This is a genomic window from Janthinobacterium sp. GW822-FHT07A03, assembly GCF_058798815.1.
Genome location: NZ_JBXAKW010000002.1, coordinates 102,963 through 116,248, shown reverse-complemented (window position 1 = coordinate 116,248; position 13,286 = coordinate 102,963). Strand labels below are relative to the sequence as shown.

Genomic DNA, 13,286 nt, shown 5'->3' with positions numbered 1-13,286 from the left:
AACACCATGAGCAACGACTTTGTATTCAGCATCAAGAGCATTGTTTTCGATGAAAACTATCACCCATCGGACAATACGCGCCTGACGACCAACTTTGCCAATCTGGCCAGGGGAACGAGCCGCCAGGAGAACTTGCGCAACACCCTGAAAATGATCGACAGCCGCTTCAACAGCCTGGCGCATTGGGACAACCCGAAGGCAGACCGCTACTCTGTCGAGCTCGAAATCATTTCCGTCGAGTTGAATATCGATGTCAAAGGCGGCAATATCCCGTTGATCGAGATATTGAAGCCGAATATTGTTGATAAAAAAACCGGACAACGCATCGAGGGCATTGCGGGGAATAACTTCTCCTCTTACGTGCGCGATTACGACTTCAGCGTGGTGCTGCCAGAGCACAACAACAATCAATCCGCATTCAGCGCACCAGATGACTTCGGCGATTTTCATGGCAAGCTGTTCAAGCACTTTGTCAGATCCGATGCTTATCAAGAGCGTTTCAGCAAGCCGCCGGTCATCTGCCTTAGCGCTTCGAGCAGCAAGACCTATCAGCGGACGGAAAATCAGCACCCCATCCTGGGCGTCGAGTATCGGCAAAACGAGTTCTCCTCGACGGATGCCTATTTCGAGAAAATGGGCATGCAAGTGCGCTATTTCATGCCGCCAAACAGTGCCGCGCCGCTGGCGTTTTATTTTATCGGCGACCTGCTGGCCGACTACAGCAATCTTGAGCTGATCGGCACCATCAGCACGATGGAAACCTTTCAAAAGATTTACCGGCCCGAAATCTACAACGCCAATGCCGCGGCCGGGAAATGCTATCAGCCCAGCCTGAAGAATCAGGATTATTCATTGACGCAAATTGTCTATGACCGGGAAGAGCGCAGCCAGCTGGCTGTCAAGCAGGGCAAATATACGGAAGAGCACTTCATCAAGCCCTACAAGCATGTTCTTGAACAATGGGCTGCCGCCACGCTCTCTGATTAATCACAATACCCGAAATCACCATCATGAAAAAATTATTACCTACGTCAACTGCCGGCAGCTTGCCCAAACCTTCCTGGCTTGCGCAACCTGAAAAACTCTGGTCGCCCTGGAAATTACAGGACGAGGAATTGATTGAGGGCAAACAGGATGCTTTGCGTTTGTCGCTGCAGGAGCAGCAGCAGGCAGGCATCGATATCGTCAGTGATGGCGAGCAAACCCGCCAGCATTTTGTCACCACGTTTATCGAGCACCTGAGCGGCGTCGATTTTGACAAACGCGAGACCGTCCGGATTCGTGACCGCTACGATGCGAGCGTGCCGACCGTCGTCGGCGCGGTGAGCCGCCCGAAGCCGGTGTTTGTCGACGATGCCAGGTTTTTACGCCAGCAGACCACGCAGCCGATCAAATGGGCGCTGCCAGGTCCGATGACGATGATCGATACGCTGTATGACAGCCACTATAAAAGCCGCGAAAAACTGGCCTGGGAATTTGCCAAGATCCTCAATCAGGAAGCGCGGGAACTGGAGGCGGCCGGCGTCGACATCATCCAGTTTGACGAACCCGCCTTCAATGTTTTCTTCGATGAAGTGAATGATTGGGGCATCGCCACCCTGGAGCGGGCGATAGAAGGGCTCAAATGCGAAACGGCCGTGCACATTTGCTATGGTTACGGCATCAAGGCCAATACGGACTGGAAAAATACGCTGGGGTCCGAATGGCGTCAATATGAAGAGTCCTTCCCCAAGCTGCAGCAATCGAATATCGACATCATCTCGCTGGAATGCCACAACTCGCGCGTGCCCATCGACCTGATTGAACTCATACGCGGCAAAAAAGTGATGGTCGGGGCCATCGACGTGGCATCCAATACCATTGAAACGCCGGAGGAAGTGGCCAATACCCTGCGCAAGGCGCTGCGCTTTGTCGATGCCGACAAGCTCTACCCGAGCACCAACTGCGGCATGGCGCCCCTGGCGCGTCGCGTGGCAAGAGGCAAACTCAATGCGCTTAGTGCCGGCGCGGAAATCATCCGAAGGGAAATCGCCTAGCCGGCTGGTGAAGTACCGAAGTTTTGGTGAAAAGCAAGGAATTCGCTCAGCGAATTGCTTGCTTTTTCGTTTGGCAATTCGCTGCGTGCTTGCGCGGACATGCTCATCTATATTCCCCAGTTTCTTGCCGCACGAAAATTTCCGCCATCTATCGCAGGAGTGCGCTAGGCTGTCGCTGTTTGCCGTACAGTTCAGCAATTCCCGGAATACCCATCGCCCCGGCGCCGGCCGCTGTAGCCGCTGCGCCTGCCGGCGCGATGCCGTCTCGTTTTCACCCGTATTGACCTGGCCGATAGGACCGCATGATTTCATTCCGTACCCCCCACTCTTTTTCCGCGCGCCCGCGCTGGCGCGGCTGGCTGCTGCCGCTGCTATTGAGCCTGCTCCTGGCTTGTTCCTTATCCACACCTGCCGCCTGGTCGCAGCCCGTCGATGACGCCGCCACGGCCGACCAGCGCCTCGATGGCTTGCGCAAGCAGATTACGACCATCCAGAAGGCGCTCGATGGCGAGGCTGACCTCGATGATGCGACCCTGTCGCAGATGCGCGCCGATGCGCTGGCGGCCAGCGCCGAGGCGGACAAGGTCGCCGAGGCGCTCACGCCCACGCTCGCCAGCGTGCAGGCGCGCCTGGCCGAGCTGGGCAAGCCGGCGGCGGGCACGAAAGATGCCCCCGACGTGGCGGCGCAGCGCAGCCAGCTGGACCGCACCAGCAGCGCGCTCGATGCGCAGGTAAAACTGGCGCGCTTGCTGGCCGTGGAAGCGACGCAGGCGTCGGAACAGGTGTCGACGGCGCGCCGCGCGCAGCTGCAGGCGCGCCTGGGCGAGCGCACGGCCTCGATTTTGGCCGGCTCGTTCTGGAACCAGCTGCACGCCGAATTGCCGCAGAATCTGCAGCGTCTGCGGGCGCTGGAGCAGGAATTGGGCAACGCGGCGCGCGCCACGCCGTGGTCGGCCTGGGGCGGCTTGCTGGCAGGCATCGTGGCCGTGATCGGCGCCAGTGTCTGGGCTTCGCGCTATCTGCTGGTGGTCACGGCCACGCGCGTGCCGCATGGCCGTTTGCGCCGCTCGCTGCATGCGCTGGCCGTGCTGGTGCTGGCGCTGGCCACGCCGGGGCTGGTGGCTGAATTGCTGGCCATGGGTTTGCGCTGGGAGGGCGGCCTGTCCGAAAAAACCTCGACTTTCCTCAGCAGCTTGATCGGCATCATCTGTTTTGCCGGTTTTACGGCGGGACTCGGCCATGCGCTGCTGTCGCCGTGGCGCGTGTCGTGGCGTCTGCTGCCCCTGCCCGATGCGCTGGCGCACCGCCTGCGCCATTTTCCCGCGATGTTTTCCTTCATCGTGGTGCTCGTGTGGGCCACGGAACGGGTCACCATCGTCATCAATGCGGGCCTGTCGACGGCCGTGGCCGTCAATTGCATCGTCGCCCTGGTGATGAGCACGACCATCGCGTATGGCTTGATGCGCGCCGAGCGCTGCTGGCGCCTGTTGCGCGAGGCCGATCCCGCCACCCTGCTCACGCCCTTGTGGCTGCGCTGCGTCACGGTGCTGCTGTGGCTGGCGCTGGCGTCGAGCGTCATCAGTTTGCTGGTCGGCTATGTGGCCTTCGGCAGCTTTGTCGCCAAGCAAATCGCCTGGGTCATCGTGGTGGTGGGCAGCACCTATCTGCTGACGGTGCTGGTTGACGATATCTGCATGCTGCTGGCCTCGACGCCGCCGCCGCCGGACGCCGTCAATCCCGTGCTGGCCACGCCCAAGGCGCGCGACCAGGCGGCCGTGCTGCTGTCGGGCATCGGCCGCGCCATCGTCGTGCTGCTGGCCCTGATGCTGCTGCTGGCGCCGTTCGGCGAAGGGCCGGGCGAGCTGTTCCAGCGCGTCGGCAAGCTGCAGGATGGCCTGGCCATCGGCGAGGTGGCGATCCGCCCTGGCGCGCTGATCCAGGCGCTGCTGGTGCTGGTCGTCGGCTTTGTTGCGCTGGGCCTGTTCAAGCGCTGGCTGCAGAACAGTTACTTGCCGACCACCAATCTCGATTCCGGCATGCAAGTGTCGTTCATTACCCTGTTCGGCTATATCGGCGGCGTGCTGGCCGTGGCGCTGGCCCTGTCGGCGGCCGGCATCGGCCTGGAACGCATCGCGTGGGTGGCGTCGGCCTTGTCGGTGGGTATCGGCTTCGGCTTGCAGGCGGTGGTGCAGAACTTCGTTTCCGGCCTGATTCTGTTGGCCGAGCGCCCTGTGAAAGTGGGCGACTGGGTCTCATTGGGCGGCGTGGAAGGCGACATTCGCCGCATCAATGTGCGCGCCACGGAAATTCAGCTGGGCGACCGTTCCACGGTGATCGTGCCGAACTCGGAATTCATCACCAAGACGGTGCGCAACGTGACCCTGGCCAATCCCCTGGGCCTGGTGCAGCTGAAACTGCCGCTGCCCCTGTCCACGGATGCGGACGAGGCGCGCGCGCTGATCCTGGCCGCCTTTGTCGACAATCACGACATACTCGACACGCCGGCGCCCAGCGTGCAGCTCGACGGCATCGACAATGGCTACCTGATGTTCAACGCCACCGGCTATGTGGGCTCGCCGCGCCTGTCGTATGGCGTGCGCAGCAATCTGCTGTTCGACCTGCTCAAGCGCCTGCACGCGGCGAACATGCCGATCTCCAAGCCCAGCACCATGGTGCTGAGCAGCGTACCGGCCCAGCCCGAGGCGCCGCCCATCTCGGCGGTGGCCGCCGCGCCGGCCCCGGCGCCCGCCCCCGTGCCGCCGCTGACGAGCTAATCGGCACAAGTCAGCGCACGGTCGACCACAGCAGCGCCGCCAGGTACAGGCCGATGCCGAAGGCCGTGTGGGCCATCAGGCTGCGCAGGCGGGCGGCCGCCGGATGCGGCGTCTTGCTGGCGGCCAAGCCGGCGCCCATGCCCGGCTGCAAGATGCAAAACGGCGCGGCCACGCTCACCAGGCCCGCCAGCAGGGCCGGCGCGAACGTCGGCCCTTGCACCCACTCCTGTCCCACCAGCGCCAGCAGCACGGCCGCAAACAGCACGCCGATCACGTAATGGGCGGTCCAGCCCAGGATGGCTTCATCGCGCACGGGCGCCGCCTGGGCGATGTTGACGTGGCTCAAGGTGCCGCGCGGCAAATGGCCGAGCCAGCGCCCCACCATCGCAAAGTTCAGCGAGGGTATGCACCAGAAGCGCTTTAATGCCACCGCCCACACATCCATCACTGCCGTCGCGCCCACGCCGATCGCCAGGGCATCGAGCCAGAGTATTTGCATCGTGTCTCCCTTATAACATTCAATTGATTGCTTGAATGTTATAAGGGTGCTAGCATCGTGTCAATGAAAAATGCTGATATTGAATTGCTTACCGGTTCCGCCGGGTTTGCCCATATTTTAGGCAGCGCACCGCGTCTGCGTCTGCTCGAGCAGATCGTGCACGGCGAGTATGCGGTGGAGCAGCTGGTGGAGTTGACGGGCCTGTCCGTGGCGAATACCTCGCAGCACTTGCAGCAGCTGCGGCGTGCCGGTTTCGTGCAGGCGCGGCGCGACGGCAAGCGCGTGCTGTACCGGCTCGGCAGCGGCCCCGTCGTGCAATTGCTGGCCGCGCTGGACGTGTATGCGCAGCACCAGCGCAGCGAATTGCAGGCGCTGGGCCGGGGCGACCATGTGGAAGCGATCACGGGCGACGAGCTGCTGGAACGCATGCAGGAAGCCAGCATCACCGTGCTCGACGTGCGGCCCGCGCAGGAATTTGCCGCCGGTCACTTGCCCGGGGCGATTAATATTCCTTTTGACGATTTGCAGCGCCGCCTGGGCGAATTGCCCGCGAACGCAGAAATCGCCGCCTACTGCCGCGGCCCGTATTGCGTGCTGTCCGTGCAGGCCGTGGCGGCCCTGCGCCAGCACGGCTTGCATGCGCGCCGCCTCGGCAGCGGCTACGACGACTGGCAGGCAGCCGGCTTGCCGGTGATCCGGGCGGCGTGATGGCCATCCCGAACAGCAAGCAGGAACTGGTCGACGCCATCAACAGCACGTACGCCAAGCTGATGCAGGAGCTGGCGCGCGTGCCGCCCACACTGGCGCGCGATCCCGTGCTGGAGGGGCAAGTGAAAGGCACGCGCATGAGCGTGTGCGATCTGCTCGCCTACCTGGTGGGCTGGAACGAGCTGGTCTTGCACTGGCACGCGCAGCTGCGCGACGGCAAGCGCATGGACGAGATCGCCTTTCCCGCCGAAGGTTTCACGTGGAACGCTCTGGGAAAACTGGCGCAGCGCTTTTATGCCGACTATGCTGAACTGGGCATGGACGACTTGCTGCAGCGCCTGGAACAGGCGAAAGACCGGCTGCTGGCGCTGGTCGACGCGCACGACGATGCGCAATTGTATGGCCAGCCCTGGTACACGCATTACACGATGGGGCGCATGATCCAGTTCAATACGTCGTCGCCGTATGCGAACGCGCGCACGCGCTTGCGGGCGTGGCGCAAGACCTTGTAGCGCAGCGACCGGCAGGCTTGCACGATTACATCAGTACGCTCAGAAAATTTTTCAGGCAGGATAGTGGTTTCAAGCGTAACCAATGAAGGATCGCCATGCTGACCATCGCCCTCGCCCAGATGAATCCCACCGTGGGCGACTTCGACGCCAATGTCGGCGCCATTACCGCGCGCATGGCCCGCGCCAGCAGCGATGGCGCCGACTTGCTGGTATGCCCGGAACTGTCGCTGTGCGCGTATTACCCGGGCGACCTGTTCGAGGACGCCGCCTTCCTGCGCGGCCTGCAGCAGGCGCTCGATACCCTGCTGCAAGCATCGACGCGCTGGCCGGCGCTGGTCACCGTCATCGGCACGGCGCGCCCGAATCCCGGCGTCGGCAAGCCCCTGTACAACGCCCTGCTGGCCATCCGCGACGGGCATATCGTCGCCGAATACTACAAGCAGCTGTTGCCGACCTACGGCATCTTCGACGAGGGCCGCCATTTCGAGCCGGGCCCGCCCGGCGCCTGCACCCTCGATATCGCCGGCTGCAAGGTGGGTTTCATGATTTGCGAGGATGGCTGGAACGACGACGGCCGCGCCTATGCCGTCAACCCTTTTGAAACCTTGCACGCGGCGCGGCCCGATCTCATCGTCAGCATCAATGCCAGCCCGTCCGACATCGGCAAGCGCGCGCAGCGCCACGCCGTGTTTGGCGCCGCCTGCCAGCGCGTCAACTTGCCCCTGCTGTTCGTCAACCAGGTGGGCGGCCAGGACCAGCTGGTGTTCGACGGCGCCTCGTTCGCCATCTCGCCCGGCGACGGCGTGCAATTCGAGGCGGCCCGCTTCGTCGAAGATTTCCAGCTGCTGCGTTTTGCCGATGGCCGTTTCGCGCGGAAGGACGGTGCGGCGTTTCCCGTGCCGGACCCGGACGGCATCCCCGCCGTGGAGTTTGCGCGGCGTCAAATCGTGCTTGGTTTGCGCGACTATGCGCGCCGCTGCCGCTTTACGCAAGTCGTCGTCGGCTGCTCGGGCGGCATCGATTCGGCGCTGACCCTGGCCCTGGCCGTCGAGGCGCTCGGCGCCGATAACGTGGTGGCCATCACCATGCCGTCCGTGTTTTCCAGCGCCGGCTCCGTCACCGATTCCGTCGCCCTGTGCGCCAACCTGGGCATCGCCCTGTACACGCATGCCATCCGCGACATCGTGGCGCAATACGAGGTTGGCTACGCGGGGGCCTTCGACGGCAAGCTGCAGGGGCTGCCGCTGGAAAATCTGCAGGCCAGGGTGCGCGGCACGATCCTGATGGAATACTCGAATGCGTTCGGCGCCCTGCTGCTCACCACCGGCAACAAGAGCGAAATCTCGGTCGGCTACTGCACCCTGTACGGCGACACGAACGGGGGCCTGGGCTTGATTGGCGACCTGTATAAAACGGAGGTGTTCGCCCTGTCGCGCCACATCAATGCCAGCGCCGGACGCGAACTGATACCCGCCGCCGTGCTCGATAAACCCCCGTCGGCGGAACTGGCGCCGGGCCAGCGCGACACCGACAGCCTGCCGCCGTACCCGGTGCTCGATGACATTTTAAAGTGGCATATCGAGGGACGGCGTTTGCCGGCGGCCGAAAGCGCGCAGGCGCTGACCCTGGTCGACCAGCTGCGCGAGACGGACGAGGGGCGGGCTCTCGTGACGCGTATCCTCGGCATGGTCGCCCGCAACGAATACAAACGGCGCCAGGCGGCGCCCATCATCCGCGTGCGGTCGCGCGCCTTTGGCAGCGGCCGCCAATTGCCGATCGCCGCCCACTACCCCACCGGAGACGACGCATGACCCTCGCCTGTTCCGCCGACGCGGCCATCCTGATCGGCCGTTTCCAGCCTTTTCACAATGGCCATGCCGGCTTGCTGCAGAAGGCGCTGGCGACGGCCGCGCAAGTGGTGGTGGTGCTCGGTTCCGCCTTCCATGCGCGCAGCCCTAAGAACCCGTTTACGTGGCAGGAGCGGGCCGCCATGATCGCCGCCACCCTGCCCGAGGATCAGCGCGCGCGCGTGCATTACGTGGCCGTGCGCGATTACTACGATGACGGCCTGTGGGCCGACGCCGTGCGGCGCGCCGTGGCGGGCACCGTGCCTGCGGCGCAGCGCGTCACCCTGGTGGCTTGCTTCAAGGACGCCACCAGCTATTATCTGCACCACTTCCCGCACTGGCAGCTGCTCAATCTGGAGATCGACCCTGGCGCACCGATCGGCGCGACGGCCATCCGCAACGTGCTGTTCGAGGCGGAAGATGTCGACGTGTCGCTGAGCGCCGTGGCGCAGCTGCTGCCGGCGGCCATCGGCCAGTATGTAAAAGCGTGGACCTTGCTGCCGTGGTACGCGCCGCTGGTGCAGGAATACCGCGCCATCGAGGCCTACAAGGCGCGCTGGCGCACGGCGCCGTATGCGCCCATCTTTTGCACCGTGGACGCGCTGGTGCAGACGGGCGGCCACGTGCTGCTGGTGCGCCGTGGCGGTTATCCCGGCAAGGGCCTGTGGGCCTTGCCGGGCGGCTTCCTGGAGCCGCGCGAACGCCTGCTGCAGGGCGCGCTGCGCGAGCTGGCGGAAGAAACCCAGCTGGGCGTGCTGGCGCCCACCCTCGTCGAGGCGCTGGTTGGCGTGGCCGTGTTCGACCACCCGGACCGCAGCCAGCGCGGACGCACCATCACGCATGCGCATTACTTTGACCTGAAGACGCGCCAGTTGCCGGCCGTGACGGCGGCCGACGATGCGGCGCTGGCGCAGTGGGTGCCCGTGGCGTCGCTGCCGGCCATGGAAGAGCAATTCTTCGAAGACCACTTCCACATCCTGAACCACTTCCTGAAGCTCACGCACGAGGGGCGCTGAAGGACGGCGGGAGCCCGCAGCGCCCCGCGGCGCTCAGGACGTCACGCGCTCCCAGCCATGCTTGACGGCCGCCTTGAAGTCGTCCCACGCCGACTGGGGATACGTGTGTTCCCAGTTGCTGCGCAGTTCAGGTTCGACCTGCTCCCAGCTTTGCCCCCGGTAGCTGTCGCTGCCCGCCATCGAATGGCCATAGCGGTAGGCGGGATCGTAGTCGTCGAAGCGCGCGCCGCTGGAGGCATACTGGCTGCTCCAGTGGTTGCGGTAATACTGCTCGTCGTCGTAGCTGGTGCCGGGCAGGTTGTCGGCGCCGGGATAGCGGCGCACGTTGGCGCCCGCGCCGGACGGCGGCGGCGCCATGCCGCCCGCAAATTGCTGCGATGCCGCTGCCTCGTTCAGGTTGCCGGCGGACGTGCCCTGCTGCGATGGCGCGCCGGACTGCATGCTGGCGCCCTGGCGCATCGCGCTGTCGTTTTGCGGCGCGCCTTGCCAGCCGCCGGCGCGCCAGTGGTCGGCGTGCGCATCGATGTCGAGCGGCGCGTAGCGTTCGACGAGGTCGGTGGCGCGCTGGATATCGGCGTCGCTGGCTCCCTCCAGCGTCAGCACGACATGCCCGCGCCGCACGGCTTCCGCATAGATGTGGCGGTCGGCGTGGCTGCCGAACAGATCCGTAAAGAAATGTTTGACGCTGTCGAGCAGGCTGTCGCTGTCGTCGCGGCGGATATTTTCCGTGGCGGAAAATTCGTCACTGCCCGCATCGTGCAGGCGGATGTTGGCGCCAGGAAAGCCCGCCGTGATCAGGTCGTGCCGGGCGCGCTCGGCCATGTCGCGCACGGCGAAAACTGCTGCCAATGTATGTGCCATGATGGTCTCCATTCGATGAACAACGTCCCTTCAGTGTAGGCCGTGAAAACCGAAAGGGGCGCCCGTTTGCCCCTTGGAAATCGTTGTACTGATCAAGTATTAACGACGTGATATGGATGCCGTGGCGCCACGTGAAACTTATGCGGGCGTGCCCACGAACGCGCGCAAGAAGTCGATAAAGGCGCGCACCTTTTCCGCAATATGCTGGGTATTCGGATACACGGCATACACGCCCTGCTCCGGGAAGACGACGCCGGGCAGCAGGCGGCGCAGGCGTCCCGCGCGCACCTCCCCCTCCACCAGCCACTGCGGCAGCAGGGCCACGCCGCAGCCGCCCAGCGCAAAGCCCAGCAGGGCCGAGGCGGAGTCGGAATGGATGGCGGCGTCGTCCTGCACGGCAAAGGCGGCGGGGCCGTCCGGCGTGTGCACGTCCCAGCGCAGCGGCGAGGCCAGGCGGCTGTGCGCCAGCCAGCGCGCGCGCTGCAAGTCGTCCAAGGTGGCGATGCCCTGGCCGGGCAGGCTGGCCAGGTAGGCGGGCGAGGCGACGGGCCAGATCGCGTACGGCTCGATCAGCGCGGCGCGGTAGCTCGAATCGTTGAGGGAACCCATGCGGATGGCCAGGTCGTAGCGGCCCGAGATCAGGTCTTCATGCGACGATGACGACGAGTGCTGGATCTGCAGCTGCGGATGGGCGGCGGCGAAGGCGATCAGCGCGGGAATCACCGTGCGGCTGCCGTATTCGACGGTGGTAGTCAGGCGCAAGGTACCGCGCAAGCCCTGCTGGCCCTGGCGCGCCGTCTCGATGGCGCCATGCGCCTCGCTCAGCACGCGCTGGCAATCCTCGTAAAAGCGCCGTCCCACGTCGGTCAGCGCCAGACTGCGCGTGCTGCGCGTGAGCAGCGACACGCCCAGCTCCGCCTCCAGCTGTTTCAGATTAAAACTGACGACGGCCTTGCTCTGGCCCAGCACGGCGGCGGCAGCCGTCAGGGAGCCGGCGTCGACGATGGCGATGAAAATACCCAGGCGGTCAAGACTGATCATAAATAAGAATGAGGAGGCATGCGGTTTTCAGGGGTTTGTCAAAATTTATTTGACAGTGTAATCGGGGCTGGCCCGTTACGCAAATGGCCTGCGGCGCTTAAGCTGGCCGTTTGCCATTCGGAGCACCATGGACTATCGCAAAAAAGTGGCGGCCATCTATCTGCTGGGGTTTTTCGTCGACCTGATCAACATGTTCATCACCAGCGTCGCCTACCCCGACATCGGCCATGCCCTGCATGCCTCGGTGGCGCAGCTGGCCTGGATCAGCACGGCCTACATCCTCGGCTTGACCATCGTCATCCCCGCCAGCGCCTGGCTTGCTGCCTATTATGGCAGCAAAACCGTGTTCATGGCATCGTTGCTAACTTTTTTATGCGCGAGCATCGGCGCCGGCCTGGCGCCGTCGATCGAGGCGCTGATCGCCTGGCGCTGCGTGCAGGGCCTCGGCGGCGGCTTGCTGATCCCGCTGGGGCAAAGCATGACCTACCAGCTATACCAGCCTGCCGAACGACCCGGCCTGTCCTCCGTCATCATGCTGGTGGGCTTGCTGGCGCCCGCGCTGTCACCCGCCCTGGGTGGCGTGATCGTCGATAGTCTTTCCTGGCGCTGGATTTTCTACCTGAACGTGCCGTTCGCGGCGCTGGCGCTGCTGCTGGCCGCCTGCTGGCTGCGTCCCGACCCGCCGCGCGCGGCCGTGCCCCGTCTCGACGTGGGCGGCCTGCTGGCGGGCAGCACGGCGATCTTGCTGCTGTTGCTGGGCTTGACCATGCTCGGTACGCCGGGCGAGCTGCTGGCCGGTGCCGGCGTGCTGGCGCTGGGCGCCGCCTGCGCCGTGTTCTATGTGCGCGGCGCGCTGCGCAAGTCGACGCCGCTACTCAACCTGCGCCTGGCCGCCGAACCGCTGCTGCGCATTGCCATGCTGATGTATCTGCTGGTGCCGGGCGTCTTCATGGGCGTGAGCCTGCTGGCCATGCTGTACCTGCAGGGCGTGCTGGGCATGCCGGCGTCGACGGCGGGCGCCTTGATGCTGCCGTGGGCGCTGGCCTCGTTTGCGGCCATTTCGCTGACGGGCAAAAGCTACCGCCGCGTGGGGCCGCAGCCCCTGTTCATCGCGGGTGCCCTGCTGCAGGCGGCGGGCATGCTGATGCTGCTGCGGGTGGATGCGGCCGATCAGTTGTTCTGGCTGGCCGGCGCGTATGCCGTGATGGGTTTTGGCGGCGGCTTGTGCAGCAGCACGGCGCAAAGCACGGCCTTCTTGCGCACGCCGGACGCGCAACTGAGCCAGGCCAGCGCCGTGTGGAATATCAACCGCCAGCTGGGCTTTTGCTTGGGCGTGGCGCTGCTCAGCGTACTGCTGAACGGCTTGCTGGCCGCGCAAGGTATCGCATCGCTGGACGACCCCGCCCTGCATGCGCGCGCGGCGCAGGTGTTTCACTGGTGCTTTGCGCTGGCCGCCAGCGCGTGCGTGCTGCCTTTGGCGCTGTGCCTGCACATCGATAACCGCGCCGTTCTCGACCTTTTACATCACCATGGAGCAAGCAAAAAATGAATGCTACAAATCTTTATTTTGACGACGTTTTATCCACGCATGTGCTGATCCGCGCATGGCTTTCCGGCGCAGCCACGGCGCCCGAACATTGCGCTGATTTGCTCGCGCGTTTCTCGCCCGGTTTCACGATGGTGGCGCCCGCTGGCAAGCAGCTCGATGGCGCCGGTTTGGCGGCGTTTTTCCGCGCCGCCGGCGGCAGCCGTCCGGGTTTACAGATGCGCATTTCGGATCTCGTTCTGATACAGGAAAGCGCGGCCGGCGCCACCGTCTCCTACCGTGAGTTTCAGTCCATGCCCGGCGCAGAAAACACGGAGCGCCTGTCGACCGTCGTGTATGAAAAAACGGCCAGCGGGGCCCTGCTGTGGCGCCATTTGCACGAGACGTGGGTGGCGCCGGCGGCCGTGTAAAGCAATGCCGCGCGCGGCATTTTCCTACAGGCAGGC

At 64.4% G+C, this 13,286-nt stretch carries 12 protein-coding genes; 9 read left to right on the top strand and 3 right to left on the bottom strand.

The genetic code is table 11. From position 1 onward, the window contains the following. The first annotated feature begins 6 nt into the window (after positions 1-6). The 3 genes from AC1RJW_RS06535 to AC1RJW_RS06525 all read left to right on the top strand — a co-directional run bounded on the left by AC1RJW_RS06535 (position 7) and on the right by AC1RJW_RS06525 (position 4,810). Positions 7-987, top strand: a complete 981-nt coding sequence (locus AC1RJW_RS06535) for a DUF1852 domain-containing protein (protein ID WP_493044301.1) — start codon at positions 7-9, stop codon at positions 985-987. Positions 988-1,010: 23 nt separating this feature from the next. After that, positions 1,011-2,036, top strand: a complete 1,026-nt coding sequence (locus AC1RJW_RS06530) for a methionine synthase (RefSeq protein ID WP_493044300.1) — start codon at positions 1,011-1,013, stop codon at positions 2,034-2,036. A 302-nt stretch (positions 2,037-2,338) separates the two neighbouring features. Continuing rightward, complete coding sequence (locus tag AC1RJW_RS06525) at positions 2,339-4,810, top strand: DUF3772 domain-containing protein (protein WP_493044299.1); 2,472 nt, start codon at positions 2,339-2,341, stop codon at positions 4,808-4,810. Between the two features lie 10 nt (positions 4,811-4,820). Here AC1RJW_RS06525 and AC1RJW_RS06520 read toward each other — a convergent pair whose 3' ends face one another. Further along, the gene (locus tag AC1RJW_RS06520; RefSeq protein WP_493044298.1) at positions 4,821-5,309 is read right to left on the bottom strand and encodes a DUF2938 domain-containing protein; all 489 of its coding nucleotides are present in this window, start codon (positions 5,307-5,309) and stop codon (positions 4,821-4,823) included. Positions 5,310-5,372: 63 nt separating this feature from the next. Here AC1RJW_RS06520 and AC1RJW_RS06515 point away from each other — a divergent pair, with 63 nt between their 5' ends. From AC1RJW_RS06515 to AC1RJW_RS06500, 4 genes are all read left to right on the top strand, one after another. Further along, entirely contained in the window at positions 5,373-6,017 is a 645-nt protein-coding gene (locus tag AC1RJW_RS06515; RefSeq protein WP_493044297.1) for an ArsR/SmtB family transcription factor, read from the top strand. Then, entirely contained in the window at positions 6,017-6,529 is a 513-nt protein-coding gene (locus tag AC1RJW_RS06510; RefSeq protein ID WP_493044296.1) for a ClbS/DfsB family four-helix bundle protein, read from the top strand. Before AC1RJW_RS06515 ends, AC1RJW_RS06510 begins: the two co-directional genes overlap by 1 nt. A 95-nt stretch (positions 6,530-6,624) precedes the next feature. Then, positions 6,625-8,340: an NAD+ synthase gene (locus AC1RJW_RS06505; protein ID WP_493044295.1), complete on the top strand. Its 1,716-nt coding sequence runs from the start codon at positions 6,625-6,627 to the stop codon at positions 8,338-8,340. Further along, positions 8,337-9,392 carry a bifunctional nicotinamide-nucleotide adenylyltransferase/Nudix hydroxylase gene (locus tag AC1RJW_RS06500; RefSeq protein WP_493044294.1) on the top strand — a complete coding sequence of 352 codons (1,056 nt, stop codon included), beginning with the start codon at positions 8,337-8,339 and terminating at the stop codon, positions 9,390-9,392. Before AC1RJW_RS06505 ends, AC1RJW_RS06500 begins: the two co-directional genes overlap by 4 nt. 33 nt (positions 9,393-9,425) lie before the next feature. Here the strand turns inward: AC1RJW_RS06500 and AC1RJW_RS06495 are convergent, their stop codons facing one another. Together AC1RJW_RS06495 and AC1RJW_RS06490 are read right to left on the bottom strand one after the other, a co-directional pair. Then, the gene (locus AC1RJW_RS06495) at positions 9,426-10,253 is read right to left on the bottom strand and encodes a hypothetical protein (protein WP_493044293.1); all 828 of its coding nucleotides are present in this window, start codon (positions 10,251-10,253) and stop codon (positions 9,426-9,428) included. Between the two features lie 138 nt (positions 10,254-10,391). Next, positions 10,392-11,294, bottom strand: coding sequence for a LysR family transcriptional regulator (locus AC1RJW_RS06490; protein WP_493044292.1), 903 nt, complete (start codon positions 11,292-11,294; stop codon positions 10,392-10,394). Positions 11,295-11,421: 127 nt separating this feature from the next. On the opposite strand from AC1RJW_RS06490, the gene AC1RJW_RS06485 reads away from it, so the two are divergent. Both AC1RJW_RS06485 and AC1RJW_RS06480 read left to right on the top strand, forming a co-directional pair. Next, positions 11,422-12,843, top strand: a complete 1,422-nt coding sequence (locus tag AC1RJW_RS06485; protein ID WP_493044291.1) for an MFS transporter — start codon at positions 11,422-11,424, stop codon at positions 12,841-12,843. Beyond that, positions 12,840-13,250, top strand: coding sequence for a DUF4440 domain-containing protein (locus tag AC1RJW_RS06480; RefSeq protein ID WP_493044290.1), 411 nt, complete (start codon positions 12,840-12,842; stop codon positions 13,248-13,250). The genes AC1RJW_RS06485 and AC1RJW_RS06480 overlap by 4 nt, the downstream gene beginning before the upstream one ends. The last annotated feature ends 36 nt before the right edge of the window (positions 13,251-13,286 follow it).